Below are 26,034 nucleotides of genomic sequence, written 5' to 3'. Positions count from 1 at the left end.
TTTTCACACCCCAACCCCAATCGGACAACTCAACCCTGTCCCCTGCAACCCGCAATACCCGTTCGGGTTCTTCGCCAGATATTGCTGGTGGTAGTCCTCGGCGAAATAGAACGGGCCGGCGGGGAGGATTTCGGTCGTGATCTCGCCCTTGCCAGCCGCATCGAGCCGCGCTTGATAGGCGTCGCGGCTCGCCGTGGCGGCTTCGGCCTGCGCCTCGGTCGTCGTGTAAATGCCGCTGCGATATTGCGTGCCGCGGTCATTGCCCTGCCGCATCCCCTGGGTCGGGTCATGCTCTTCCCAGAAGATTTTCAGCAGCGTCTCGATCTCCGTTTTCGCCGGATCATAGACCACGCGGACCAGCTCGTTATGGCCGGTCTTGCCGGTGCAGACTTCCTCGTAAGTCGGGTTCGGCGTAAAGCCGGCGCCATAGCCCACGGCGGTCACATAGACGCCGGGCACATCCCAAAACAGCCGCTCGACGCCCCAGAAACAGCCCATGCCGAGGAAAATTTCCTCCATCCCTTCAGGCACATCCTTGAGGTTGCGGCCATTGACATAATGGGTCTCGGCGGTCGGGATCGGGTGGTCGCGGCCATCGAGCGCGTTCGCCGGGTCCACCATGGTCGATTTGTCGTTCAGTCCAAAGAGCATATCAGGCCTCCTTTTTGCCATGGCCGAGCGGGAGTGCCGCTGCGGCCTTGCCTGCAGACACCGTCGGGGCGTAGCTATGCGATCCTTCGGGATCGGCCGCCACCGGCGCTTCCAGATTGTTTATATAGTGCCACCCCCAGAGCGCTGCCACCAGCCCGGCGAGCCCGCCTGCAATCGCCTGTCCGTAAACCGCGCCCGGCGCGGCGAACCAGGCGGTCATGGCGGCGACCGCCGGAGCCATCAGGATGCCGTCGCGGAACCAGTTCGCGGCGGTGGAGAAGAGCGGGCGGCCCAGCGTGTTGAACGCGGCGTTGGAGCAGAAGAGCGCGCCGACGAAGATGAACCCGCCCGCGCCGATATGGGTGAAGGCCCTCAGCACCTCCGCGCCCTCGCCCGAGAGGTGGAAAATACTGACGATCCAAGGGGTAATGCTCGCCATGATCGCCCAGGCGATCAACGTGTAGCAGGCCGCGAAGATCAGCGCGTCGCGATAGGTGGAGCGCACCCGCTCCATCAGCGCCGCGCCATAGTTTTGCCCGACGATGCCGCCAATCGCGCCGGAAAGGGCGAAAATGCCGCCAAAGGCGAGGGTTGTCAGGCGCAGCACCACGGTCCAGCCCGCGACGGCGCTGTCGCCAAATTCGGCCACGGCGCGGGTCAACACCGCATTGCCGAAGGGGGTGGACATTTGCGTGAGCAGCGCCGGTCCCGCGATCACGAAATAAGGGCGCAGTACGGGCGCGAAGTCCCCAAGCCGCGGCTTGGCGGCCAAATCATGTTTGCGCACCACCAGCCAGAGGCCGACAAACACGCTCGTTGAGCGGGAGATCACCATGGCGACCGCCGCGCCGATGATCCCGAGATCGAGGTAAATGATCAGCAGCGGATCGAGAACCATCGCCGTCGCGCCCATGATGAGCGTGGTATACATCGCCCCCGTCGCATCGCCCTCGGCGCGCAAAACGGCGCTGGCGGTCATCCCGACAGCCATGATGGGGAGCGACGGCACGGTGATGAGCAGGAAATGCGACGCCGCCTCCGCCGCCGCGCCGCTCGCCCCAAAAAGCCCAAGCAGCGCATCGCGGTTGACGACCACGAGGCCCGCCACCACCGCCTGCACCAGCATCGTCAGGATCATCGCCACCGTCGCCGTGCGCCGCGCCTCGTCGCGCTTGCCCTGTCCGAGCGCGCGGCTCACCAGCGTCAGCGCCCCGATCATCAGGCCAATCCCGGAAGATACGGTGAAAAACTGCACCGCGCCCGCATAGCCGAGCGCCGCGATCAGCACCTCATCCTGAAGCTGGCCAACCCAGAACAGCGTCGCCGCGTCCACAAGGAAGGTAAACATCAGCCCGATCGAGCCGGTGAGGGTCATCACCATGACATGACGCATGGTGGAACCGGTGGTGAAACGGGCTTGGCTCATGGACGGCCTCTTTATGTCGAATAGCTGACGGGGGAGCAGCGACCGCCCGCGATGAAAGCGAGCCTATAACCTGTTCACGCGCCGCGCAAAAACAAGGTCCTTAAAGTGCCGATGAAAAGAAGGCAACGCCTCGTGAATCTGCGAGATGGTGGTGGTGTGGTGGGTGGGATACATCGCAGGTCCCCGAGGCGCTAACATAAGTTTGTCTCTATCGGTCCAGGTTTCAAGGGACGACCTCACGTAACGGTAAGCATTTTACTCAAAAGTGATCAAAACCCGTGCAAAATTCGGATTTGTTAAGCTTTTATTGCGCTTATTTAAAGGTTTATTAACGGTTTAACGCCGAAAAGCCACCTCTTCCGCCGTCCGGCTTGCCTCTCGTCGAGCCCTGTGTTAGCGCTCACATATAGTCATCGGAGACTCTCATGCTGTCCCCTCGCGCCGCCATCCTGTTTCTTGTCGCGACCTTTTTCATCACGGTCATGTCGGCGCTGGTGCATTACGTCACGCAAGAGGTGCCCATCGGTCAGGTGATCTTCTGGCGCTCCTTCGCGTCCCTGCCGGTGATCGTCGCCTATATGTGGGCGCGCGGGCAGCTTCCGGCGGCGCTGCATACGAATCATCCCAAACTCCACATCATTCGCGGGCTGCTCGGAGCCGGAGCGATGGCCTGCTCCTTCATCTCGCTCGCCTATCTGCCCGTCGCCAATGCCAAGGCGCTGAGCTATCTCGGCCCGGTCTTTACACTGCCGCTGGCGGCGCTGATCGGCGGCGAGACGGTGACGCGGCGGATCATCATCGCCACCTCCCTCGGCATGGGCGGCGTGATCGCGATGCTCTGGCAGGCGCTCGCCCTTCCCGGCAACAGCGCGCTGATCGGCGTCGCCGCCGGGCTGAGCATGGCCTGCATCACCTCTTACATCCGCATCCATATCCGCCGCATGACCCGGACCGAGCGCCCGGCCACCATCGCGCTGTCCTTCGCCGTGACCGCCACATTCGTCGGCCTCTGCACATGGCCCTTCGGCTGGGAGCCCCTGAGCGGCACCTATCTGATGCTGCTCGTCATGGTCGGGACCCTCGGCGGCATGGCCCATGTGCTCTCCGCCGAAGCGGTGAAAATCGCGCCGGTCTCCCTGCTCGCGCCGCTGGAATATTCCGGCCTCGTCTGGGCGCTCGGGATCGACCTCATCATCTTCCGCAACAATCCCGGCCTCTGGGGCTTCCTCGGCGCGGTGATGATCCTCGGGGGCGCGCTGCTCGTCACCTTGGGGATGCGCCGCCAGCGGACGGGCGTGCCCACGGGTGGGGCGTAAAGCACGAAAAAAGGGCGCGTCATTCGCGCCCTTCCCCTAATCTCAAAAGCTTATCGCCAGCCCCTAAAGTTACCGACGGCGATCCCGGCGCGAGGACATCGGCTGGAACGCCACCGCCACATGGGTCTCGCAGTAAGGCTTGCCCGCTTGCGCCGGATGGCCGCAGAACCAGAATTTCTCCGTCGCCGGATCGCCAATCGGCCATTTACAGGTCCGCTCGGTCAGCTCCATCAGCGACAGCTTATGCGCCTGCTTCTCCAGATCCGACACCTTTGCCAGCGCCTCGGGGTCAATCTCATCGGTCGAGGGCTGCGGCGGCAGCGGCTTGCCCGCCGTGATGATCGGGCGCTTATAGGGCTGCGCAGCAACCTCGACCTTCTCTTCCGGCGCGCCCTTGGCCGCAGGTTCGGCCTTCGGGGCCGCCTCTTTCTTCGGCTTGGCCTCGGCGGCGGGCTTCTCTTCCTTCGGCGCGGCCTCCTTGGCCGGCTTCGCCTTGGCCGCCGGTTTCGCCTTCTTCGCCGGCGCCGCCTTGGCCGGAGCCGCATCGCCCTTGCCGTCATCGGTGTTGCGGTTCGACAGGCCCAGCCGGTGGACCTTGCCGATCACCGCATTGCGCGTCACGCCGCCAAGCTCCTTGGCGATCTGGCTCGCGCTCTTGCCCTCGCCCCACATTTTCTTCAGCGTCTCGACACGCTCATCTGTCCAGGACATGATGTCTCCATTCACGAAAGGGGCCGTCCCTGCCCTTGGCCGGACCGCCCTGAAAACTCAAGGATGCTATTGTAACCCTCAATGCAGCGGTTACAAGGGACGCAGCCCGAAAAAGGAGCACCCGTCATGGCATCTGTGGACCCGCACGCCCAAGGCATGGGCACCCGCCGCTTCGGCCGCGTCAACTGGCTCGGCCTGCAAACGCTCACGATCCGCGAGATCAGGCGCTTCACCACCGTCTGGGCGCAGACCCTCATGGCCCCGGTCATCACGGCGGCACTCTTCATGACCGTCTTCACCCTCGCCCTCGGCGCGAACCGGGGCGAAGTCCACGGCGTGCCTTACGCGCAATTCATGGCCCCCGGTATCCTGATGATGAGCGTCATCCAGAACGCCTTCGCCAACTCCTCCTCCTCGCTGGTCATCGCCAAGGTGCAGGGCAATATCGTCGACACGCTCATGCCCCCCCTCTCGGCGGCGGAACTCGTCGCGGGCTACACCATCGGCGCGGTCGCGCGCGGCGTGATCGTGGCGGTCGTGATCGCGCTCATCGTCTTCCCCTTTGTCGGACTGGTCCCGAGTCACCCGATCTGGGCGATCCTCTTCATCCTGCTCGGCGCCACCATGATGGCGCTCCTCGGCCTGCTCGGCGGGATTTTCGCCAGCAAATTCGACCAGATGGCGGCGATCACCAATTTCGTCATCACCCCGCTGAGCTTCCTCTCCGGCACCTTCTACTCAATCAACATCCTGCCCGAGCCCTTCCGCACGATCTCCCACCTCAACCCGTTTTTCTACGTGATCGACGGCGCCCGCTACGGCTTCATCGGCCAATCCGACGCCAACCCCTGGCTCGGCCTTGTTTTTGTCACGCTGATCTGCGCGGCGCTTGCCACGCTGGCGTGGCGGTGGATGAAGCGGGGGTATCGGTTGAAGAGTTGAGGGAGACGAGACTGATTAGACCGCAAAATGAAAAACTGCGGCACGCAGACATCAATTAAGTTTCTCTGATACCGTGCTGAAGAATGATCCTACCAAGTACGCCTTATCATCGAAAACTCTAGTTCTGTCTATATTGCCTCGGCCTTCGCCTTGAACGATGCATCCTAACCTTATCTTCACCGCCGGATGGAACAGTGAAGGTGAACGTCGAATTAAGGTACTTGATACCCTCACGGTCGACCGCGTCTCCGTCTTGTTTGACGTCGATCACTCCTGAAAATTTCTCAACAATTTCTTTTGCGACAGAAAGACCGATACCCGTACCTGACGATCGAACTGCTAATGCACTCTTGCCACGAAAACCGACTTCGAAAATTTTTTCACGTTCATGACTATGCACAATCGGCCCTATGGATGAAATCGACACGACTGTACTCGCTTCAAGATCATAAACCCCAACATCAACTTGGCAGTTCGGCGGACTATATTTGATCGCATTATCGATGATAGTGTACGGCACAATATCCAAGATGTTCGGCCCCTTGGTAAGACGATATGATTGACCCGATAAATTGATCGCAACTCCCTTGTCTTTGGCTGTCGCTCTGAAGCACCTAACGACTTTGTCTACTCGGCTGTATACTGGAATTTCCTCAACAGTCTCAAAACGATCTACTCCCGTTGTGTAATCCAGATAGTCAATGCGCGCTTTTAGCATCGTTTGAGTAGCGACAATGGTCTTCAAGCTATCCGCAAGCTCAGCATGATCTCTGTCTTTACGTGCTCTTTCAGCTTGTTCGGCAGAGTGGTATATCGCGGACGACAGATGGCGCAAGTCGTGCACAAGAGCTGTGGTGCTTTCTTCGGCGAGAACTCTTTGGTCCCGCGAGCGGGATATGTGTTGTCTTAAGTAGTCTTCAATCATTGCCTTGGTGTTCTGAGCTTTGTATCCATAAATCTTCTTCTTGGGCTTGCGACCATCTTCTAGGAAAAGTCCCGGCAAAATGAATGTACGGCCTAGATCATCAGTTTTTCGATAGAGCAAGTAACCAAACTCGGATTGGTGCCACCCGTCCCGTGAAATCGACTTATATTGCTCAATACGATAAGGGTCGCAGAGTTCGGGAGGAAGCTTAAAAAGAGAACCTTGAGAAGCCGTATATGAACCATCGATTTCTTTAATTATAGAAAAAAACGCAAGCATACTAGGCGAATAAAATATCGTAAATTGCTGATGCAACCAGGCTTTGAATTATACCTTTCGCATGTCCACTTAGACTAATCTTTGATATAGCCTCATCCATCCGCTTGAAGTCGGCGTCCTGCGACAACACGGAACGAACATACGCATCTTCCAATTTGACGATGTCTCTCAGATCAATCTCCTGATCTAGCAAGCCATCCCTTGCACTTATCCATATGATATAAGGGTCTATGACCTGCTCAACATAGGTGTCCAGCATTTCAGACCACTCAGTTAAGTCCGCATCCTTCTTTAAAAAATGATCACAATACTCCTTCGCAGCAATTGCTTCGGTGGAATTTGCCCTAGCCCCTGTATAAGCAATCACAATCTTGGTGGGATAATTTGTTTTTATCTCCCTAATAAGACTCGCACCACCTACGGATTGGTCGAAGTGAGCGCCAACACCCATCAAATCCGACAAGATTATATCGTATCCGACAATGTCAGATATCTTTGATATATCTGGCAATAAAGTAATATCATAGCCATAAGAATTAAGATTGGAAAATGGCTGAAATTTTTCGTCATCAATTACAGCAATCTTGACGGCACCGCGAATATCAGCTTGTGTCTGCTTCAGCTTATGTTTCTTTGCATAGTCCCGAAGTTCAAGCACCGATTTATACGAATTCAACGGCCACATATACTGGCACCCTATTTAAAATTTTCTCACAGCCCCGAACCTAAGGTGCGATGCTAGTATAGTAAAGGCGAATTAAGTTGACGAAATCAGATCGGGTGAATCAGCCTAGAGTGATCGTTTGGCAATGTAGGCCCCCCCAAAAACCATTGACACTTCCGCGCGCCCGCGCAAACCTGCAAGCCCCGCAACTCCTGCGGGGCTTTTTATTTCATCCCAGAGGAGACAGCACCGTGATCACCCCCGTTCTTCCATCCTATAGCCGGGCGAAGCTGCGTTTCGTCCGTGGGCAGGGCCCTTGGCTTGAGGATGAGCAGGGGCGACGCTTTCTCGATTTCGGGGCCGGGATCGCGGTGAATGTGCTCGGCCATTCCCATCCCAAACTCGTCGAGACCCTGAAAACGCAGGGCGAGAAGCTGTGGCATGTTTCCAATCTCTATGAGGTGCCGGGTCAGGAGCAGCTTGCCGAAGCGCTGACCGAGGCGACCTTCGCGGACACGGTGTTCTTCACCAATTCCGGCACCGAGGCGACGGAATGTGCCGTCAAGATGGCGCGGAAATATCACGCGGTCCATGGCACCGGCCGCGATGAGATCATCACCTTCTCCGGCGCGTTTCATGGCCGGACGCTCGGCATGATCTCGGCGGCGGGCAATGAGAAACATCTCGAAGGGTTCGGCCCGCGTCTGCCCGGCTTCGTCCATGTCGAGACCGGCGACGAGGACGCCCTCCGCGCCGCCGTCACGGACAAAACCGCCGCGCTGATGATCGAGCCCATTCAGGGCGAAAGCGGCATCCAGCCCGTGCCGGACAGTTTCCTGCGCCTCATGCGCCAGCTTTGCGACGACCACGGCCTCTTGCTGATCTTCGACGAGATCCAGTGCGGCATGGGCCGGACGGGCAAGCTCTTCGCCTATGAATGGACCGGCGTGACCCCGGACATCATGTCCATCGCCAAAGGCATCGGCGGGGGCTTCCCCTTGGGCGCGTGCCTCGCGACCGAGGCGGCGGCGGTTGGCATGACCGCGGGCACCCATGGCTCCACCTATGGCGGCAACCCGCTTGCCTGTGCGATTGGCAACGCGGTGATGGAAGAAGTCAACACTGCAGAGTTTTTACAGCATGTGCAGAGAATATCCGGCACCCTGCGGCAAAAACTCGAAGGGCTGGTGGATAGTCACCCCGGCGTGTTCAGCGCGGTCCGCGGCGCGGGTCTGATGATCGGCCTCAAATGCGTCCTGCCGAATGGCGATGTGGTGAATGCCGCCCGCGAGGCGGGTCTGCTCACCGTGCCCGGCGGCGACAATGTGGTCCGGCTCCTGCCCCCGCTCAACATCACCGAAGACGATATCAACGACGCGCTGGAACGGCTGGAGACCGCCGCCACCGCGCTGGAGGACGCATGATGCGGCATTTTCTCGACATCAATTCGACGGACACCAATGAGCTGCAAACCATGCTCTCCGAAGCGGCGCGGATCAAGGCGGCCCGCCCGCAAGGCGGCAAAGCGTTCCCGGATGCGGAAAAGCCGCTGGACGGCAAGATGGTCGCGCTGATTTTCGAAAAACCCTCCACCCGGACGCGCATTTCCTTCGATCTCGGCGCGCGCCAGATGGGGGCGGAGACGATGGTCCTCTCCGGCAACGATCTCCAACTCGGCCATGGCGAGACGATTGCGGACACCGCCCGCGTTCTCTCGCGCTATGTGGACCTCATCATGATCCGCTGTTTCGAGGAAAGCACGCTGCTGGAAATGGCCGAATATGCGTCCGTCCCGGTCATCAATGGCCTCACCAACCGCACCCATCCTTGCCAGATTATGGCGGATTTACAGACCTATAGCGAACATCGCGGGCCGATCGCGGGCAAGAAGGTCACATGGATGGGTGACGGCAACAATGTCTGCGCCAGCTTCATCCACGCGGCGGGCAAACTGGGGTTCGACTTCACCTTCTGCGGGCCGGAGACGCTCGACCCGGAGGATGTGTTTGTGAAGGAGGCGCAAAGTGCGGGCTCCAATGTCACCATCGAGCGCGACCCGGCCAAGGCGGCCAGCGGCGCGGATCTCGTCGTGACCGATACCTGGGTCTCCATGCACGATCCGATGTCCACCCGCGAGCGGCGGCACAATCAGCTTCGCCCCTATCAGGTCAATGAAGAGCTGATGGCCCAAGCCAAGGACGACGCGCTCTTCATGCATTGCCTGCCCGCGCATCGCAATGAAGAGGTCACGGATGCGGTGATGGACGGCCCGCAATCGGTGATCTGGGACGAGGCGGAGAACCGGCTGCACGCGCAAAAGGCGGTGATGCGCTGGTGTCTCGGGGCTTGAATTTGTGACGGAAAAGGGGCGCTGCGGCGCCCCTTAGCGTGTCCGGTCGGAGATGTGGTCGGCGCCATCCGCCCAAGGCACTTCGCCGAGATCGCGCGGGTTCAGCCCGTCGATACAGGCGGCGTTAACCCCGAATTCATTCGGGTTCGAGCGCCGTTGATGGTGGGTGTAAATCCCGCATGTCTTGCAGAAATAATGCTTCGCCGTGCCGGTGTTCCATGTGTAGAGGCTGAGATTGTCCGCCCCCTCGACCTCCAGCTGACCCACCGGCACGCTCACCGCAATCGCAGCGCGGCGGCGGCAGTAAGAGCAGTCGCAGCGGCGGGCGGAGGCGAGGTCGAGCGTCGGGAAGCGCAGATGCACCGCGCCGCAATGGCAGGCGGCGTGGACGGGTTCAGCCATTTCCGGCGGGTTGCTGAACAGCCCGTCCGGCAGGGCGATCCCGGCTCCGGCGAGAAAGCCCGTCAGGATGCGGCGGCCCGTCTGCCAGTCCCCCACCCCGCTGTCGCCGTTGATATGGCCAAACGCGCCGAGCGGGAGATAGCCTGCGCCCCAAGCCTGCGCGGCGTCTTGCGCCCAACCCGTTGGATCGTAAGGGTCATTCTGGCTGGCGACGATCAGCGACGGGAAGGGAAGCGGCGTTTGCGGGACCGGAAGGAAACTCTCCGCCGCGTCCGGGAAATCCGCCCCGTCCGGCGCAGGCGGCGCGACGAGAAAGGCGGCTTTGATCCCCGGCAGATCCGCCGCATGAGCGACCAGATGACAGGCGAGACTATGGGCCACGATCACCGCCGGGCCCTCCGCAAGCGCGGCTGCAAGGGCCATTTTCCAGTCGCCAAGGTCAGGCTGGTCGAAATCCGGGACGGTGAGGCGGGCCGCGCCCAAACGGGTCTCCCAATGGCTCTGCCAGTGGCGCGGGCCGGAGCCGGTATAGCCGGGGCAGATGAGGATCCGTGTCATGGGCGAAAGAGACGGCGAACGCCCCGCCCTGTCAATCCGTTTACCGCTTCCTCAGCTTTCTTAAGGACGGCACCGATTGTTAACCTCTCATTAAGAAAATGTTATCTAGTATCGTTTTGCCACTGGACGACTCAGGTTGACACACTTAATCTGTGCGTATGCTTACTGAATGTGCTATGATGTTGATAAATGGAGTAAACCGCCATGCCTGACTATTCTTTTGGCGGGTTGATTGATTCACCGAATGTTTTTACCTGGGTTTCGGGCGGCACCAATCCCGGACCTACGATTGATGAGGCTGGCGACGGCCTTCCTGAGGCGTCGGTCGGCCAGATCTATACCTATACTTCAGGTTCGTCATATGCTGTCACGATCACGGATAATGACAGCGCGTTTGGTGAGGGTGACGGCTCGCAACAAACGCTGACCAACCCCGCAACGATCAATGGCACAACCTATTCCGCCGGCACCCGCCTTGTCCCGACCGGGCAGATGACCTTTGTCGATCAGGCGACAGGAACGTCCTATACAGTCTATACAGGCAGTGTGAACACGACGAGTTCCGGTCAGGCGACGCCGACCGATTTCTATATCTGGCGGGATGGAATCAAGCCGCCGGATGGTGCCAGTTTGCGCCTGACCGAAAGGGCACAGCCGAACCCCATCCCTTACGAGACCCTGCCGCCGCCCTGCTTCACCCGCGGCACGATGATCGAAACGGATCAGGGGCCGCGTGCGGTCGAGACATTAAAGATCGGCGATAAGGTGCTGACGATGAACGGGCATTTCGAACCTGTCCGCTGGATTGCATCGCGCAAACTTTCGGCGGACACGCTGAATGCTCTCCCGAAGATGCGACCAATCCGCATCGCCAAAGGCGCGCTTGGCGCGAATAGCCCTGCGCAGGACCTCGTGGTCTCGCCGCAGCACCGGGTGCGGCTGGCTTCTGCCGCTGTGCGAAAACATGTCGGGAAGGGCGAAATTCTCGTGCCCGCCAAAAAGCTGGTTGGCCTGCCCGGTATCACGGTAGATGACAGTTGCGAGGCCGTGGATTATTTCCACCTTCTTCTAGACCGTCACAGTCTGGTGAACAGCAATGGCGCGTGGACGGAGACGCTGCTTCTGGGCAAGGAGTTTCTGAAAACCCTGTCCCGAGAGGCGCATGACGAATTGGCGTTCCTGTTTCCCGGCCTTTTCAGCGATGAGACTTTCACCTACGACCCCGCCGCGCCGATTGTCTCACGCCAGCGGGATCTCAAGGGGCTGATCGCCGCGCTTCAACCCTGATCAGGGAAAGGGTCGGGCGCGGCGGCGCGCCCTGCCCCACCGTCAATTCGCCTGATAGGTCTCGTCCAGCGCGTAGCCGGAGGAGCGGACGGTGCGGATCGGGTCGCGCTCGCCGCGTTTGTTGAGCGCCTTGCGGAGCCGTCCGACATGCACATCGACGGTGCGGATTTCGACGTAAACATCGTTGCCCCAGACCCGGTCGAGAAGCTGCTCGCGCGAATAGACGCGGCCAGGCCGCTCCATCAGCACATTGAGCAGGCGAAACTCGGTCGGACCGAGATGGATGTCCCGCCCGCTGCGCTTCACCCGGCGGGTTTCGCGGTCGAGGATGATATCGGAGAAGGTCGCCACGTCGCTCGCCACGGACGGGCGAGAGCGGCGCAGCACGGCGCGGATGCGGGCGACCAGTTCGGACATGGAGAAGGGTTTGGTGACGTAATCATCGGCCCCGAGTTCCAGCCCGCGGATGCGGTCCTCCTCCTCGCCGCGCGCGGTCATCATGATGACGGGCAACTCTTTCATGTCGCTGCGGGCGCGGATCTGGCGGCAAATCTCGATGCCGGAGACATTGGGGAGCATCCAGTCGAGAAGCACCAGATCGGGGCGCTCCTCGTCAATCGCGATCAGGGCTTCGTCCCCATCGGCCACGGTGTGCACATCGAAGCCTTCTTTGCCAAGATTGTAGCTGAGAAGATGGCTCAGCGCATCTTCATCCTCGACCACAACAATGTTGGGCATGGACCCGGTCCTCTCTCTTAGTCAATCCCGAGCCCGACCGGGCCGCCCTTGGGGCGATCATCCGGCAGCGGCTCGCCTTCGCAGATATAGTAAACGGCATCTGCGATATGGGTGGTGTGATCGCCGATCCGCTCCAGGTTCTTGGCGATGAACAGAAGCTGCGAGCCATGGCCGACGACGCGCGGGTCCTCGATCATATAGGAGACGATCTCGCGGAAGATGGCGTTATAGACCTCGTCGAGATCCTGATCGCGCTGCCAGATCGAGAGGGCCAGTTCCGGGTCGCGGCTGACATGAGCGTCGAGCACATTGGTCAGCTGATCGAGCGTCTGCGCGCCCATGCGGATGAGCGATTGCGTCGAGCGGCCCGGACGGCCCGCGATCAAGAGTTCCACCCGGCGGGCGACATTGACGGCCAGATCGCCGATCCGCTCCAGCGTGTTGGAGATTTTTAGCGAGGCGATCACGACACGCAGGTCGATGGCGACCGGCTGGCGCAGCGCGATGAGACGGATGCTCATTTCCTCGACTTCGCTTTCCAGCTCGTTGAGGCGCTTGTCGCGGGCGATCACCTTGGCGGCCAGATCCCCGTCGCGGTTTTGCAGGGCGTCGAGCGCATTGGAGAGCTGCTCCTCCGCGATGCCGCCCATTTCCGAGATCTTCGCCTGCACCAGCATCAGATCCTCGTCGAAGGCGGAGCTGATATGGGGTCCGGCGGGAAGCTGTTTGTTCTTGGGGTTCATATTCATCCCTCAGCCCACGCGGCCGGAAATGTAGTCCTGCGTCCGCTTGTCGATGGGGTTGGTGAAGATTTCATTCGTGTCATTATATTCCACCAGATCGCCAAGGTGGAAGAAAGCCGTTTTCTGGCTGATCCGGGCCGCCTGCTGCATGGAGTGGGTGACGATCACGACGGAGTAATTCTCGCGCAGCTCGTCGATCAGCTCTTCCACCTGCGCGGTGGCGATCGGGTCAAGCGCGGAGCAAGGCTCATCCATCAGCAGGACTTCCGGCTGGGTCGCCACGGCGCGGGCGATGCAAAGACGCTGCTGCTGACCCCCGGAAAGGCCGGTGCCGGGCTTGTCGAGACGGTCCTTCACCTCATTCCAGAGGGCGGCGCGGCGGAGCGATTCCTCGACGATCTGGTCGAGGTCTTCCTTGCGGTTCACAAGGCCGTGGATGCGCGGGCCGTAAGCGACATTGTCATAGATCGATTTGGGGAAAGGGTTCGGCTTCTGGAACACCATGCCGACGCGGGCGCGCAGTTGCACCGGGTCGATCTTCTTGTCGTGAATATCGTTGCCGTCGAGGGTGATATCCCCGGTCACGCGGCAGATCGGGATGGTGTCGTTCATCCGGTTGATGCAGCGCAGGAAGGTCGATTTCCCGCAGCCCGACGGACCGATAAAGGCGGTCACGGCATTGTCGTGGATGTCCACATCGACGCCTTTTATCGCTTCATTGTCGCCGTAATAGACATGCACGTCGCGCGCCTTCACCTTGACGTCGTGGGTATCGACCTTGGCGTGATTGATCTCTTGGTTGGTCATCGTATCCATCCTTTGACTTACCAGCGACGCTCGAAGCGTTTGCGGAGGAAAATTGCAAGTGCATTCATGCACAGAAGGAAAATAAGCAGCACAATGATGGCGCCCGAGGCACGCTCAACAAAGCCGGGATCGGCGCGCTGCGTCCAGTTATAGACCTGCACCGGAAGCGCCGAGGCCGGGTCGAACAGACCCTCCGGCGGGGCGGCAGGATAGTCGCGCACAAAAGCGACCATGCCGATCAGCAAGAGCGGTGCGGTCTCGCCAAGCGCTTGCGCGAGGCCAATGATCGTGCCGGTCAGGATGCCGGGCATGGCGAGCGGCAGGACATGGTGGAACACCGCCTGCATCCGCGAGGCCCCCACCCCGAGCGCCGCTTCGCGGATCGAGGGCGGCACAGCGCGCAGCGCGGCGCGGGTCGCGATGATGATGGTCGGCAGGGTCATCAGCGTCAGCACGAGGCCGCCGACAATCGGCGCGGATTGCGGCAAGCCCGCGAAGTTGATGAAGATCGAGAGGCCAAGGATACCGAACACGATGGACGGGACCGCCGCGAGGTTCGAGATGTTGACCTCAATGAGGTCGGTAAGTTTGTTCTTGGGCGCGAACTCTTCGAGATAGATCGACGCGGCGACGCCGATGGGGAGCGCAAGGCAGAGCACCACCAGCATCATATAGAGCGAGCCGAGGATGGCGACGCCCACACCCGCAGCTTCCGGGCGCTGATCCGACGCATCGGGGGCGGTGAAGAAGTCCCAGTTGAACTTGGTCTCCAGCATCCCGGCGTCTTTGAGCGCATCGGCGAGGACAAGCTGTTCGGGGGAGATATTGCTGTCCCGCTCGGCGCTCTCCATGGAGACGCGACCCTTGTAATAGCCGTCGATCCGGCCATTGGCGAGCAGGTTCATCTCCACCGTGTTGCCGACAAGCTCGGGGTTGGCCAGCACGCGGTCGCGAAGCTGGGCGGCGGCGGATTGCGACATCAGCCCGCCAATATCGGCATCGGAGTCGATCCCGGCCTCGACCAGCGCCTGGCGGAAGCCTTCCTCGATCAGCGGCGTATAGGCAAAGGTCAGCACCTTGGCCATGTCGTCGCGGTTGCGGTTGCCTTCCGGGTCCAGCGCTTCGGCGCTCAGCGGCACATCGAAGGTCAGGAAGGTCTGGCGGAAGGAGGACGCGCCATTATTCAGGATCGAGCCGAGCAGCGTGACCAGGAAGAAGATGGCCAGCACAATCGCGCCGATCCCGTAGAAGCGGAAGCGTTTCTCGGCGGCGTTGCGCTTGCTGACCCGGCGCCGCGACTCTTCGGAGCCGTAGTCATGGGGCGTGGAGATTTCCGAGCTCATTCGTACTGCTCCTGATATTTCTGCACGATGTGCTTAGCGTAGATATTGAGGCCAAGGGTCATGACGAAGAGCGTCAGGCCGAGGGCGAAGGCGACCAGCGTTTCGGGCGAGTTGAAATCCGTATCGCCGGTGAGCTGGGAGACGATTTTCACCGTCACGGTGGTCATGGCCTCGAAGGGGTTGAGGCTCATCCGGGCGGCGGCCCCGGCCCCGAGCACCACGATCATGGTCTCGCCAATGGCGCGGGAGGCCGCGAGCAGCACCGCGCCGACAATGCCGGGCAGAGCAGCGGGCAGGATCACCTGTTTCACGGTTTCCGACTTGGTCGCGCCGAGGCCGAGCGAGCCGTCGCGCATGGTTTGCGGGACCGAGGTGATGACGTCATCCGAGAGCGAGGACACGAAGGGGATGAGCATGATGCCCATGACGATCCCGGCGGTCGCGACGCTTGCGCCGCTGTCGCCGAGGCCGAGCGGCGAGGCGATGGCGTCGCGCAGGAGCGGGCCGACTGTGATCAGCGCGAAGAGGCCGTAAACGATGGTCGGTATCCCGGCGAGCATTTCGAGCGCCGGTTTGGCGAAGGAGCGGACCTTGGGCGTTGCGTATTCCGCCATATAGACCGCCGCCATCAGCCCGATCGGCACCGCCACGAGCAGCGCGATCAGCGAGATATAGAGCGTGCCCCAGAGCAGCGGGATGATCCCGAGCGAAGAGTTGCCCCGGAAGTTCGGCGACCAGTTGGTGCCGAAGAAGAAGTCCAGCGCCGGGTATTCCTTGAAGAAATTGATCGACTCGAAGAGCATCGAGAAGACGATGCCCACCGTGGTCAGGATGGCGATGCTGGACGCGCCAAGCAGCAGGCCCATGACCACGCTTTCGACCGAGTTGCGGGCGCGAATGTCGGGCTGCGCCGCGCGGATGCCGAGGAAGAGGCCACCGGCGGCGAGAAGCAGCGTCAGCACCGTTTTGATGAGCGTCGCGCTGTGATCGAGGCTGCGCAGGTTGCGGGCGGACTCGATGATCTGCGCATCCGCATTCGCCCCGCCGACGACGCCCACAGAGGAGAGGACTTCGCGCAAATTCGTGCTGTCCGCGCTGATATTGGCGATCTCGCGCTCGGTCATCACATCGCGCTCGACCAGCACCTCGAACCCGTTGGCGATCCGGCTGACCTCGGCCATGGCGAGATCGACGGATTGCAGGCTTTCGGTGTATTCGGTCGGCAGCTCCGCCTGAATGATGCGCTCGACGATGCGCGGCTGACCCACCGTCCAGATGATCAGCAGCAGGAAGGCCGGCACGGCGGTCATGATGAAGGCATAGGTGCCGTAATAGGTCGGGCGGGAATGCAAAAGGCGGGTGTCCCCGCCCACTGCGCGCACCGCGCGGTTGCGTGCGATCACATAGCCCGCAGCGGCCATGATCAGCACAATCAGCAGCAACCAGATAAAACTCATATCGGCCTCGCCTTGCTCAGGTCAGGAGCAGCGCTCCAAAAGGTCTAAAAGAATAATGGGCGCCCTCCCGAGGGAAGGCACCCAACGATGTTAAGGCTTATTCGCCAGCCGCGCCCATGGTGACTTCCTCAGCCACTTTTTGCTGGGTCTCGGCCAGTTCCGGATCGGAAACGAGGCCGTAATTGGCGAGCGGGCCGTTCGGGCCAGCGATCTGGTCGGACACGAAGAATTCAGCGTATTCTTTCAGGCCCGGGATCACGCCGATATGCGCTTTCTTGATGTAGAAATAGAGCGGGCGGGACACCGGATATTCACCAGATGCGATGGTCTCGGTGGACGGAACCACGTCCGACATGGTGGCCACGTTCAGCTTGGCGGTGTTGTTCTCGTAGAAAGCGAGGCCGAAAACGCCGATGCCATCGGTGTCGGATTCGATCCGTGCGAGGGTCTCGGTGTAGTCGCCGTCGATATCGACCGAACGGCCATCTTCGCGAACGGCCATGCAAGCCTCTTCAGCCGCATCTTCGTCGCCGCCGTTGATTTCGAGGATCTGTTCCATCGCGCCGGACTCTTCACAGCCAGCAAGCAGAACTTTTTCTTCGAAGACTTCGCGGGTGCCGTGCTTGGTGCCCGGAATGTATGCGGTGATTTCCTGCTCCGGCAGGCTCTCATCAACCTCGTTCCAGTTGGTCACGTCATTGGCAACCATCTCGCCGTCGACCGGCTTTTCCTTGGCCAGCGCGTTATACCACTGGGCCGGGGTGAATTTGAATTCCGGAGCCGATGCGTCCGACGCGAACACGATGCCGTCATAGCCGATGCGCACTTCGATGATGTCGGTCACGCCGTTGGCGGCGCAAGCTTCGACTTCGCTGTCGCGGATCGCGCGGGATGCGTTTGCGATGTCGATGGTGGTCTCGCCGACGCCTTCGCAGAAGCGCTTGAGGCCAGCCGAGGAGCCGCCCGATTCAACAACCGGGTTTGCGAAACCCATGTTTTCGCCGAACGCTTCGGCAACGATTTCTGCATAGGGCAGAACGGTCGAGGACCCGGCAATCTGCACCTGGTCACGCGACTGCGCGCTGGCAGCGCCAGCAACAAGAGCAGCAGCGGCCGCGACTGCGAAGATGTTGGTTTTCATTGGAATTCTCCAGTGACTGTGAACTTAACGGAGCCAGAATCGGCTGCCACGCCCCGCAACCTAACGATCTCACATTGCATTTATATCGCAGATTCATGACAGTTCTGCGACAGTTTAACTGTTTGTTATTATTCGTAAAATTTAGGTAAATGACTCATTAACCTAACGAATCGTCACCTTTTGTGACACGGGGCAGATAGGCCGAGAATCGCGAGCCATGCCCTTGCCGCGACTCGATCGCCAGCGCCCCGCCATGGCGGTTGAGGATATGTTTGACGATGGCGAGCCCCAGCCCCGTGCCGCCCTTGTTGCGGCTATGGGCGGCGTTGACGCGGTAAAACCGCTCGGTCAGGCGATGGATATGCTCGCGGGCGATCCCCGGCCCCGTATCCGCCACACTGATCCCGATCATTCGGGCATAGCGCGGATCGGGCGGCGCGGTGCCGACGGTCACGGAGGCGCCCTTGCCCGCATATTTCAGCGCGTTTTCAACGAGATTGATGACGACCTGCGAAATCTGGTCCCGGTCGGCGCGGATCATGGCGGGCTCCAACGGCTCAAGGGTCAGCGTCACGCCGCCATCCTCCGCGAGCAGCGTCAGCCCGTTCACCGCATCGCGGACGATATCGGCGAGGTCCACCTCCTCTTCGGGGCGGACATGCTCATTGAGCTCGATCTGGCTCAGATGCATCAGATCATCCACCAGCCGCTGCATCCGCCGCGCCTGTTTGCTCATGATCCCGAGGAATTCCTCCTGCGCCGCCGGGTCGTCCTTCGCATGGCCTTGCAATGTCTCGATATATCCCAGGATCGAGGCGAGCGGCGTGCGGAGTTCATGGCTGGCATTGGCGATGAAATCGGAGCGCATCTGCGCGGCGCGGCGGTCCTTGGTGCGGTCCACCAGAACGATATAGACGGGCGCGGTGCTAGACGGCGTTTTCATCGGAAGCGTCGCGACGCTCGCCTCCATATGGCGATCCTGCCCCAGCACCGAGAAGCGCACATGCCGCGCCTCGCCATCGGTGATCGTGGCCGCGACCGCATCGACAAAGACCGGCGCGCGGAACAGCGTGGTATAATGCACCCCCGGCACGAAGCGCGCATTCATTTCCCGCGCGGCGGCATTGGCATAGCGGATCGTCCCGCGAATCCCGACGACGAGCAGCGCCGTTGGCATGGATTCGGCGAAAGTGAGGTCCGGGATCTCCCGCGCGGCGGGCATAGGCTCGCCGTCGGGCGTGGGCATGATGCCGCTATCGGGGCTGCGCACGACCGTGAAAAGCGAGGACAGAGCGCCAATGAGACCCGCCGCGGCCAGCACGGTCAGCGGGGTGTATCCCGCAAAACTCGCCACCCCTGCGGCAACTGCCGCCGGCAATGCGCCGATCAGCGCGGAACTCACGTCACGATTCATTCTCTGGCACCCCTTTGCATCCCCCATAACCTCACATTATTTTAGGGGAGAGGAAAGCAATGAGATGATCCGATATCGCCTAAAATGTGCCGCAGGGCATGAATTTGAGAGCTGGTTCAAAAACGCCGATGCCTTTGACAAACTCAAAGGGCGCGGGCTGGTGGAATGTGCGACTTGCGGCAGCACCGAGATTGAGAAGGCTTTGATGGCACCGGGCCTTGGCGCGCTCTCGGACGAGGCGGGCAAAGCGCGGCGCAAGGCGGCGGCGGATCTGCGCGCCAAGGGCGAGGATGTCGGCCCGCGCTTTGCGGAGGAAGCGCGGGCGATCCACAATCAGGAGCGGCCCGAGCGGCTCATCTATGGCAAGGCGAACCGCGAGGAAGTCCGCGAGCTTCTGGAGGACGGCGTGCCCGTTGCGCCTGCGCCTTTTCTCGATCACGACAGCTAAGGCGCGCGCCCGCTTAGCGTGCGCCTTTCTCTTGCACTGCCCCCCCACCCTCACTAGAACGCAACCGCAGGCGGGTATCCCCCGTTGTGAGAAGGATGGACCATGGCAGACGCAAGCGCGCGAGACGCATCGCAATCGGCACATCAAAAGCCCCATCAGAAAAAGCGCCTCGTGATGAAGTTTGGCGGCACATCGGTCGGCGATCTCACACGTATTCGCAAAGCGGCGCAAAAGGTGAAAGCCGAGGTTGAGCGCGGCTATGATGTGGCCGTGGTCGTCTCCGCCATGTCCGGCAAGACCAATGAGCTGGTGGGCTGGGTCGAAGAGGTCAGCCATCTTTATGATGCGCGCGAATATGACGCCGTGGTCTCGTCGGGCGAGAATGTCACGGCGGGGCTAATGGCGCTGACCTTGCAGGAGCTTGGCGTTCCCGCGCGGAGCTGGCAGGGCTGGCAGGTGCCGCTGAGAACCAACGCATCGCATAGCGCGGCGCGGATCGAGAGCATCGACACCACGCATCTCGATGAGAAATTCGCCGAAGGGCTCCATGCGGTGATCGCGGGTTTTCAGGGCCTTTCCCCCGAGGGCCGGATCGCGACGCTCGGCCGCGGCGGCTCGGACACCTCCGCCGTCGCCTTTGCCGCCGCCCTTGGCGCAGAGCGCTGCGACATCTACACTGATGTCGACGGCATCTACACGACGGACCCGCGCATCAGTTCCAAGGCCCGCAAACTCGACCGCATCGCGTTCGAGGAAATGCTGGAGCTGGCCTCGCTTGGCGCGAAGGTTCTGCAAACCCGCTCGGTGGAGCTTGCGATGCGCAACAAGGTGCGCCTGCGCGTGCTCTCCAGCTTCGAAGATACAGATGAAACATCCGGCACGCTTGTCTGCGATGAGGAGGAAATCATGGAATCCAAGGTCGTCAATGGCGTCGCCTTCACCCGCGACGAGGCGAAAGTTACCCTGTTCAACATCAAGGACAAACCGGGCATCGCCGCCGCCATCTTCGGCCCGCTCGCCGAAGCCGGGGTGAATGTGGACATGATCATCCAGAACATCTCGGAAGACGGGTTGACGGATATGACCTTCTCCTGCCCCGAAAACCAGCTCGACCGCGCGCGTCAGGCCGTGGAAGAGGCCGCCGAGGCGGGCAAGATCCAGTATGAAGAGCTGATCCTCGACGAGAATGTCGCCAAGGTGTCGGTCGTCGGGATCGGGATGCGTTCGCACACCGGGGTCGCGCAGAAAATGTTCGCGGCGCTGGCGGCGGAAGGCATCAATATCAAGGTCATCACCACCTCGGAGATCAAGGTTTCCGTGCTGGTCGAGCGGAAATATCTCGAACTGGCGGTTCAGGCGCTTCACGACGCGTTCGAACTCGAAAAGGCCTGAGATGTCACCGATGCGGGGCGAGGACAGCAGCCGCGCCCTGCTCCGCCGGCTTCGCAGCGTTCTTGCGGAACCGATTGAGGGGCAGACGCGGCTGGACCGGATCACCGGGCTGATCGCGGACGGCCTCGGGGCCAATGTCTGCTCGATCTATCTGCGGCGCGACGACACCACGCTGGAGCTGTGCGCGACCGAGGGGCTGAGCCCCGATGCGGTCCACCAGACGCGGCTCCGGGTCGGTCAGGGTCTCGTCGGCACGATTGCCGAGACCGCGACGCCGCTGCGCACGCCCGAAGCGCCGCATCACCCCAATTTCCGCTATATGCCGGAGACGCAGGAGGACGCCTATCACGGCTTTCTCGGCGTGCCGGTGCAGCGGCTTGGCGAGGTTCTGGGCGTGCTGGTCGTGCAGGATGCCAGCCCGCGCGAGTATACCGACGACGATATTTACGTCCTCGAAGTCATCGCCATGGTGCTGGCGGAGATGGCGGAGCTTGGCGCATTTGTCGATGAGGGCGGCGCGATGGCGCTCCATCAGCGGCCTTTCTTTTCGCCTGCCCGGCCTGCGCAGGAAGGGATCGCGGAAGGCACAGTCCTGCTGCATGAGCCGCGCCTTTCCTTCTCCCAGCCGGTTGCCGATGATCCCGAGGAGGAGGACAAGCGCCTCATGGGCGCAGTCGAGGCGCTGCGCGCGGAAGTGGACCAGATGCTGCAAGGCGAGACCCCGATGCAGGATCAGGAATATACAGATATTCTCCATTCCTACCGGATGTTTGCTCATGACAAAGGGTGGCTCGCGCGGATGCGGGCGTCCGTGGAAAGCGGCCTCTCCGCCGAGGTGGCCGTGGAGCGGGAGCAATCCGCGACCCGCGCGCGGATGGAGCGCCTGAAAGACCCCTATCTCAAAGCGCGCCTGTCGGATCTCGACGATGTGGCGAACCGGCTGTTGAAACATCTCTCCGGCGTCAGCAGCCCGGCGGAGCGCGAAATTCCCGAGGATGCGATCCTCGTCGCCCGCAATATCGGCCCGGCGGAACTTCTCGATTACGGCAAGAAAATCCGGGGCGTGGTGCTGGAGGATGGCGCGGTCGGGGCCCATGCGACCATCGTGGCCCGCGCGCTGGCGATCCCGCTGGTGGTGCAGGCGAAAAACATCCTGCGCGAGGCGATCAATGGCGATGCCATCCTGATCGACGCGGATATCGGCGCGGTCCATCTGCGGCCCGACGATGCGGTGCGCCGCGCGTTCAACGAGAAAATGGCCATGCGGGCCGAGGCGCAGGAAGCCTATGCGGCGCTGCGCGATGTGCCCGCCGTGACCCGCGACGGCACACGGATCGGCATGATGATGAATGCGGGACTGCTCGCGGATTTGCCGAGCCTCGAGGGGTCCGGCGCCGAAGGCGTGGGCCTCTTCCGCACCGAATTGCAGTTTCTGACCCGCCAGACCGTGCCAAAACGCGCGCATCAGGCGCGGCTTTATGCGCATATCATTTCGCGGGCAGGCGAGCGCCCGGTGGTGTTCCGCACTCTCGACATCGGGTCGGACAAGGTGCTGCCTTACATGAAACGAAATGAGGAGCCGAACCCGGCTCTTGGCTGGCGCGCGATCCGGGTGGGGCTCGACCGCAAGAATCTGATGCGGATGCAGATTCAGGCGCTGATCCGGGGGGCCAAGGGGCGGCCGCTGTCGGTGCTGCTGCCCTTCGTCGCCGAGCCAAGCGAATATTATGCGGGCCGCGAGATCATCGAGGCGGAGATCGCGCGGGAGGCCAGGATCGGCAACCCGGTCCCCGAAAGCGTGAAAATCGGCGCGATGCTGGAGACGCCCTCGCTCGCTTTCGCGCCAGAGAGTTTCTTCCGCGCGGTGGATTTCCTCTCCATCGGCGGCAATGATCTCAAACAGTTCTTCTTCGCCGCCGACCGCGAGAATGAGCGCGTGCGCAGCCGCTATGACATGCTCAGCACCAGCTTTTTGCGCTTCATCGAGGAGATCACCCGGCGGGCCAGCGTCTGCGACACGCCGGTGAGTTTCTGTGGCGAGGATGCGGGCAAGCCCCTCGATGCGGTCGCTCTGGCGGCCATGGGGCTGCGCAGTCTCTCGATGCGCCCGGCCTCCATCGGGCCGGTGAAATTCGTGCTGCGGCAGGTGACGCTCAAGGATGTGGAGCGGGTCATCAAGGATGTGCGCGCGGCGGGAGAAGGCAATGTGCGCAGCGCGCTTCTGGAGCATTTGCGGGGCCGCGGCGTGACCCTGCCGCCGACGCTGCGGGACAGTTAAGGCGCTTTAACGTTTCTGCGTAATCTTCTGAAACATCGCGTTTATCCCGAAACCTTCGTGACCGGCCCGGTCAGATGCGCCAGCCGGCGCCCGGAGAGATCCCGCGCCAAAATCCGCTCGGGGTTGGTCGGCGGCGGGAAGTCCACCGAGACCTTGGAAAACCCGAATTTCGAGTAATAAGGCGCGTCGCCGATGAGGATCACCCAGGGCCAGCCCGTTGCCAGCGCGAGACTTTCCTCGACCAGCACCGCGCCGAGACCCTCGCCCTGCCGCGTCGGGTGGACGGCGACGGGACCGAGCAGCAAGCCCTTCTCCCCCGCCACCTCGATCGGCCAATAGCGGATCGCGCCCGCCACCGCGCCATAGTCGCGATAGACGAGGCAGAGCGGCGCGACCGGCGGCACCCCGTCCCGCAAACGGTAGGAGGACAGCGCCTCCCGGCCCGGCGCGAAACACAGGTCGTAAAGCGCCTCGACCTCTGCCCGGTCCGCCTCGGTTTCGACTTCTATCGCCGTCATTCTGGTCCTGTCCGCGCCTCTCTTGGGCTGAAAATCGCTGGCAATCTCCGTAGCATAGCCCTAACCTGCGGGCGAAGTGAATGGCCCTTTGCGGGGCGCGCGCCGCAGATGCAGGAGCAGCAATGTTCTACAAAATTTCCGACGGGCACCCCTTCGCCCATGATCCGTTCAAAGCGATTGTCAGCCCCCGGCCTATTGGCTGGATTTCGACGGTGAGCAAGGACGGGCAGGCCAATCTCGCCCCTTACAGTTTCTTCAACGCGGTGGCGGGCAACCCGCCCGTGGTGATGTTCGCGCCGAGCGGCACCAAGCCCGGCGGCGCGACCAAGGACAGCCTGCGCAATATTCGGGAGACCGGCGGGTTTTGCGTGAATGTCGCGAGCTACGCCTTGCGCGATGCGATGAATGACAGCTCCGCCCCCTTCGGCGATGATGTGGACGAGTTTGGCGCGACGGGCCTCACCGCCCTGCCCTGCGAGATGATCGACGCGCCGCGTGTTGGCGCCGCGCCCGCCTCGCTGGAATGTACGCTCTTCAAGGAGGTCGATCTGCCCGGCAACAATCGCATGATTATCGGCGAGGTCGTGGGGGTGCATATCGACGAGGGCTGCGTGCGCGACGGGCGGTTCGACGTGACCAGTTTCGGCCCGCTGACCCGGCTCGGCTATCACGATTACGCCGTGACCTGGGAGGTGTTCGAAATGCCGCGCCCGACCACGGACCCGGCGAAGAAATGACCAAGCTGAATATTGACGGGATCCTCATCCCCGGTGCGTTCATGCCGCTTCAGGCGGGTCAGTTGGCGCTGATCCGGGCGGCGTTTGCTATGGATCACCGGGTGACCATCGCGCTACAGGATCGCGGCGATGATCCGATCCCGGCGGGCATCCGTGCGGCGTGGCTGCGCGATCTCTTTCCCGATGTGAAAATCATCTTTGTGGACAATGAGACCGGCGCGCGGGATCTGGATGACTGGCTGACGACGCTGAAAGACTGGCGCGCGGGCCGGCTGCTCTGCTCCGAGCCATGGGGCCCGGATCTGGCGAAATCCCTGAAAGCGGATTGGACGGTGATGGACCCGGAGCGCGTTACATTCCCCATCCACTCCAAGGATTTGCGCGCCGATCTTGTCAGCCACTGGGCGCAGCTTCCGGGCGTCGCGCGGCCTTATTTCCAGAAGCGCCTGACGCTGGTTGGCCCCGAAAGCGTGGGCAAGTCGCAAATCTCGAAACATCTGGCGGAGAAATTCGGCGGCCCGCATGTCCCCGAATATGGTCGCCCCTTCGAGAAATACCGCGATGAGGGCGATTATTCCGGGCAAGAGCTCTTCGCCATCGTCGACGGTCATGAAGCCTGGCGCGGCGCGATTGCGCATCACGCCGGGCCGGTATTGTTCGAAGATACGGACGCGTTGATGACCGCCGTCTGGGCCGAAATGCTCCTCGGGCGGCGGCTGCGGCGGCTGGAGAAAATCCTGCTCCGGGCCGATCACTATATCCTGCTCGGCGATGATGTGCCTTGGGTCGATGACGGCATCCGCTATTACGGCCGCGAGGAGAAGCGCCGGGAATTTTTCAACGCGACGCGGGCGATGCTGGACCGGCTCGGCGCGTCTTATGACATCGTCACCGGCGATTGGGAGACCCGCGAGGCCCGCGCCGAAGACATTGCCCGCACCATGATCGAAGAGGTTCGCCATGCCATCTGAACGCCAGATCCGCGACTATGTTCGCACCATCCCCGACTTCCCCAAACCCGGCATCATGTTCCGCGACGTGACCACACTTTTCGCTAACCCGCGTGGGTTTCGCATTTGCGTGGACCAGCTTCTCGCGCCCTATGCCGATGACAAGATTGACAAAGTCGTCGGGCTCGAAGCGCGCGGCTTCATTCTGGGCGGTGCGGTGGCGCATCAGCTTTCGGTCGGCTTCGTACCGATCCGCAAGGCGGGCAAGCTGCCCGGCAAGGTGCTGCGCCAGAGCTATCAGCTCGAATATGGCGAGGCGACGATGGAGCTGCATGATGACGCGATCAAGCCGGGCGAGAAGATCCTGCTCGTCGATGATCTGCTGGCCACGGGCGGCACCGCCGAAGCCGGGATCGCGCTCTGCGAAGCGCTTGGCGGCGAGGTGATTTCCTGCGCCTTCATCATCGACCTGCCGGAGCTTGGCGGGCGCAAACGGCTGGAGTCGCGCGACATGCACGTCCATGCGCTGACGGAATTTAGCGAGACGGTGGAGTAAG

Annotated in this window: 25 protein-coding genes and 1 pseudogene; 11 read left to right on the top strand and 15 right to left on the bottom strand. The window is 61.6% G+C overall.

Translation table 11 applies throughout. The annotated features are described in order from the left end of the window. Positions 1-3: 3 nt before the first annotated feature. Positions 4-651 (bottom strand): peptide-methionine (S)-S-oxide reductase MsrA, encoded by a 648-nt coding sequence (msrA, locus tag ACMA5I_RS03395; protein ID WP_525884827.1) that lies wholly within the window; start codon positions 649-651, stop codon positions 4-6. Position 652: 1 nt separating this feature from the next. Then, the gene (locus ACMA5I_RS03390) at positions 653-2,077 is read right to left on the bottom strand and encodes an MATE family efflux transporter (protein WP_525884826.1); all 1,425 of its coding nucleotides are present in this window, start codon (positions 2,075-2,077) and stop codon (positions 653-655) included. Between the two features lie 425 nt (positions 2,078-2,502). Between ACMA5I_RS03390 and ACMA5I_RS03385 the strand changes: the two genes are divergently transcribed. Further along, entirely contained in the window at positions 2,503-3,393 is an 891-nt protein-coding gene (locus ACMA5I_RS03385) for an EamA family transporter (RefSeq protein WP_525884825.1), read from the top strand. A gap of 69 nt (positions 3,394-3,462) precedes the next feature. Here the strand turns inward: ACMA5I_RS03385 and ACMA5I_RS03380 are convergent, their stop codons facing one another. After that, positions 3,463-4,104, bottom strand: a complete 642-nt coding sequence (locus ACMA5I_RS03380; protein ID WP_525884824.1) for a GcrA family cell cycle regulator — start codon at positions 4,102-4,104, stop codon at positions 3,463-3,465. Between the two features lie 126 nt (positions 4,105-4,230). On the opposite strand from ACMA5I_RS03380, the gene ACMA5I_RS03375 reads away from it, so the two are divergent. Next, a complete protein-coding gene (locus tag ACMA5I_RS03375) occupies positions 4,231-5,046 on the top strand; it encodes an ABC transporter permease (RefSeq protein ID WP_525884823.1) in 816 nt (271 codons plus the stop codon). A gap of 118 nt (positions 5,047-5,164) precedes the next feature. Here ACMA5I_RS03375 and ACMA5I_RS03370 read toward each other — a convergent pair whose 3' ends face one another. Together ACMA5I_RS03370 and ACMA5I_RS03365 are read right to left on the bottom strand one after the other, a co-directional pair. Continuing rightward, positions 5,165-6,250 carry a sensor histidine kinase gene (locus ACMA5I_RS03370; protein ID WP_525884822.1) on the bottom strand — a complete coding sequence of 362 codons (1,086 nt, stop codon included), beginning with the start codon at positions 6,248-6,250 and terminating at the stop codon, positions 5,165-5,167. Position 6,251: 1 nt separating this feature from the next. Further along, positions 6,252-6,935 (bottom strand): hypothetical protein, encoded by a 684-nt coding sequence (locus tag ACMA5I_RS03365; RefSeq protein WP_525884821.1) that lies wholly within the window; start codon positions 6,933-6,935, stop codon positions 6,252-6,254. Positions 6,936-7,165: 230 nt separating this feature from the next. Between ACMA5I_RS03365 and ACMA5I_RS03360 the strand changes: the two genes are divergently transcribed. Together ACMA5I_RS03360 and argF are read left to right on the top strand one after the other, a co-directional pair. Then, entirely contained in the window at positions 7,166-8,338 is a 1,173-nt protein-coding gene (locus tag ACMA5I_RS03360; protein ID WP_525884820.1) for an aspartate aminotransferase family protein, read from the top strand. Next, positions 8,338-9,264 (top strand): ornithine carbamoyltransferase, encoded by a 927-nt coding sequence (argF, locus tag ACMA5I_RS03355; RefSeq protein ID WP_525885169.1) that lies wholly within the window; start codon positions 8,338-8,340, stop codon positions 9,262-9,264. Before ACMA5I_RS03360 ends, argF begins: the two co-directional genes overlap by 1 nt. A 33-nt stretch (positions 9,265-9,297) precedes the next feature. Here argF and ACMA5I_RS03350 read toward each other — a convergent pair whose 3' ends face one another. After that, positions 9,298-9,666 (bottom strand): GFA family protein, encoded by a 369-nt coding sequence (locus ACMA5I_RS03350; RefSeq protein WP_525885168.1) that lies wholly within the window; start codon positions 9,664-9,666, stop codon positions 9,298-9,300. 72 nt (positions 9,667-9,738) lie between these two features. Further along, positions 9,739-10,224 (bottom strand): annotated as a pseudogene (locus tag ACMA5I_RS03345) (RBBP9/YdeN family alpha/beta hydrolase); the annotation flags it as partial. A 204-nt stretch (positions 10,225-10,428) separates the two neighbouring features. Between ACMA5I_RS03345 and ACMA5I_RS03340 the strand changes: the two are divergent. Further along, positions 10,429-11,511 (top strand): Hint domain-containing protein, encoded by a 1,083-nt coding sequence (locus ACMA5I_RS03340; protein WP_525884819.1) that lies wholly within the window; start codon positions 10,429-10,431, stop codon positions 11,509-11,511. 42 nt (positions 11,512-11,553) lie between these two features. Here ACMA5I_RS03340 and phoB read toward each other — a convergent pair whose 3' ends face one another. The 7 genes from phoB to ACMA5I_RS03305 all read right to left on the bottom strand — a co-directional run bounded on the left by phoB (position 11,554) and on the right by ACMA5I_RS03305 (position 19,154). Continuing rightward, positions 11,554-12,249, bottom strand: coding sequence for a phosphate regulon transcriptional regulator PhoB (gene phoB, locus ACMA5I_RS03335; RefSeq protein WP_525884818.1), 696 nt, complete (start codon positions 12,247-12,249; stop codon positions 11,554-11,556). A gap of 17 nt (positions 12,250-12,266) precedes the next feature. Then, positions 12,267-12,992 carry a phosphate signaling complex protein PhoU gene (phoU, locus tag ACMA5I_RS03330; protein ID WP_525884817.1) on the bottom strand — a complete coding sequence of 242 codons (726 nt, stop codon included), beginning with the start codon at positions 12,990-12,992 and terminating at the stop codon, positions 12,267-12,269. A 9-nt stretch (positions 12,993-13,001) separates the two neighbouring features. Continuing rightward, on the bottom strand, positions 13,002-13,799 hold the full coding sequence (gene pstB / locus ACMA5I_RS03325; protein WP_525884816.1) for a phosphate ABC transporter ATP-binding protein PstB: 798 nt from the start codon (positions 13,797-13,799) through the stop codon (positions 13,002-13,004). Positions 13,800-13,816: 17 nt separating this feature from the next. Next, on the bottom strand, positions 13,817-15,142 hold the full coding sequence (gene pstA, locus ACMA5I_RS03320) for a phosphate ABC transporter permease PstA (RefSeq protein WP_525884815.1): 1,326 nt from the start codon (positions 15,140-15,142) through the stop codon (positions 13,817-13,819). After that, complete coding sequence (gene pstC / locus ACMA5I_RS03315; protein WP_525884814.1) at positions 15,139-16,599, bottom strand: phosphate ABC transporter permease subunit PstC; 1,461 nt, start codon at positions 16,597-16,599, stop codon at positions 15,139-15,141. Before pstC ends, pstA begins: the two co-directional genes overlap by 4 nt. 97 nt (positions 16,600-16,696) lie before the next feature. Next, positions 16,697-17,740 carry a substrate-binding domain-containing protein gene (locus ACMA5I_RS03310; RefSeq protein ID WP_525884813.1) on the bottom strand — a complete coding sequence of 348 codons (1,044 nt, stop codon included), beginning with the start codon at positions 17,738-17,740 and terminating at the stop codon, positions 16,697-16,699. 157 nt (positions 17,741-17,897) lie between these two features. Then, positions 17,898-19,154, bottom strand: coding sequence for a sensor histidine kinase (locus ACMA5I_RS03305; RefSeq protein WP_525884812.1), 1,257 nt, complete (start codon positions 19,152-19,154; stop codon positions 17,898-17,900). 64 nt (positions 19,155-19,218) lie between these two features. Between ACMA5I_RS03305 and ACMA5I_RS03300 the strand changes: the two genes are divergently transcribed. The 3 genes from ACMA5I_RS03300 (at position 19,219) to ptsP (ending at position 23,272) form a co-directional block, all read left to right on the top strand. Next, positions 19,219-19,602, top strand: a complete 384-nt coding sequence (locus tag ACMA5I_RS03300; RefSeq protein WP_525884811.1) for a DUF1178 family protein — start codon at positions 19,219-19,221, stop codon at positions 19,600-19,602. 174 nt (positions 19,603-19,776) lie between these two features. Then, positions 19,777-20,994, top strand: coding sequence for an aspartate kinase (locus ACMA5I_RS03295; protein WP_525885167.1), 1,218 nt, complete (start codon positions 19,777-19,779; stop codon positions 20,992-20,994). Between the two features lies 1 nt (position 20,995). Further along, complete coding sequence (gene ptsP, locus ACMA5I_RS03290; RefSeq protein WP_525884810.1) at positions 20,996-23,272, top strand: phosphoenolpyruvate--protein phosphotransferase; 2,277 nt, start codon at positions 20,996-20,998, stop codon at positions 23,270-23,272. Positions 23,273-23,313: 41 nt separating this feature from the next. Here the strand turns inward: ptsP and ACMA5I_RS03285 are convergent, their stop codons facing one another. Continuing rightward, positions 23,314-23,790 (bottom strand): GNAT family N-acetyltransferase, encoded by a 477-nt coding sequence (locus ACMA5I_RS03285; protein WP_525884809.1) that lies wholly within the window; start codon positions 23,788-23,790, stop codon positions 23,314-23,316. Between the two features lie 122 nt (positions 23,791-23,912). Here ACMA5I_RS03285 and ACMA5I_RS03280 point away from each other — a divergent pair, with 122 nt between their 5' ends. From ACMA5I_RS03280 to ACMA5I_RS03270, 3 genes are read left to right on the top strand one after another with little or no spacing between them, the layout of a single operon-like run. Beyond that, the gene (locus ACMA5I_RS03280; protein WP_525884808.1) at positions 23,913-24,527 is read left to right on the top strand and encodes a flavin reductase family protein; all 615 of its coding nucleotides are present in this window, start codon (positions 23,913-23,915) and stop codon (positions 24,525-24,527) included. Next, complete coding sequence (locus tag ACMA5I_RS03275; protein WP_525884807.1) at positions 24,524-25,498, top strand: AAA family ATPase; 975 nt, start codon at positions 24,524-24,526, stop codon at positions 25,496-25,498. Before ACMA5I_RS03280 ends, ACMA5I_RS03275 begins: the two co-directional genes overlap by 4 nt. Beyond that, positions 25,488-26,033, top strand: a complete 546-nt coding sequence (locus ACMA5I_RS03270; RefSeq protein ID WP_525884806.1) for an adenine phosphoribosyltransferase — start codon at positions 25,488-25,490, stop codon at positions 26,031-26,033. Before ACMA5I_RS03275 ends, ACMA5I_RS03270 begins: the two co-directional genes overlap by 11 nt. The last annotated feature ends 1 nt before the right edge of the window (position 26,034 follow it).

The organism is Jujubicoccus corallicola, from assembly GCF_047345645.1.
GTDB lineage: Bacteria > Pseudomonadota > Alphaproteobacteria > Rhodobacterales > Rhodobacteraceae > JBLEFH01.
The sequence above is the reverse complement of the archived record's forward strand: the minus strand, read 5'-3'. Positions and strand labels throughout refer to the sequence as shown.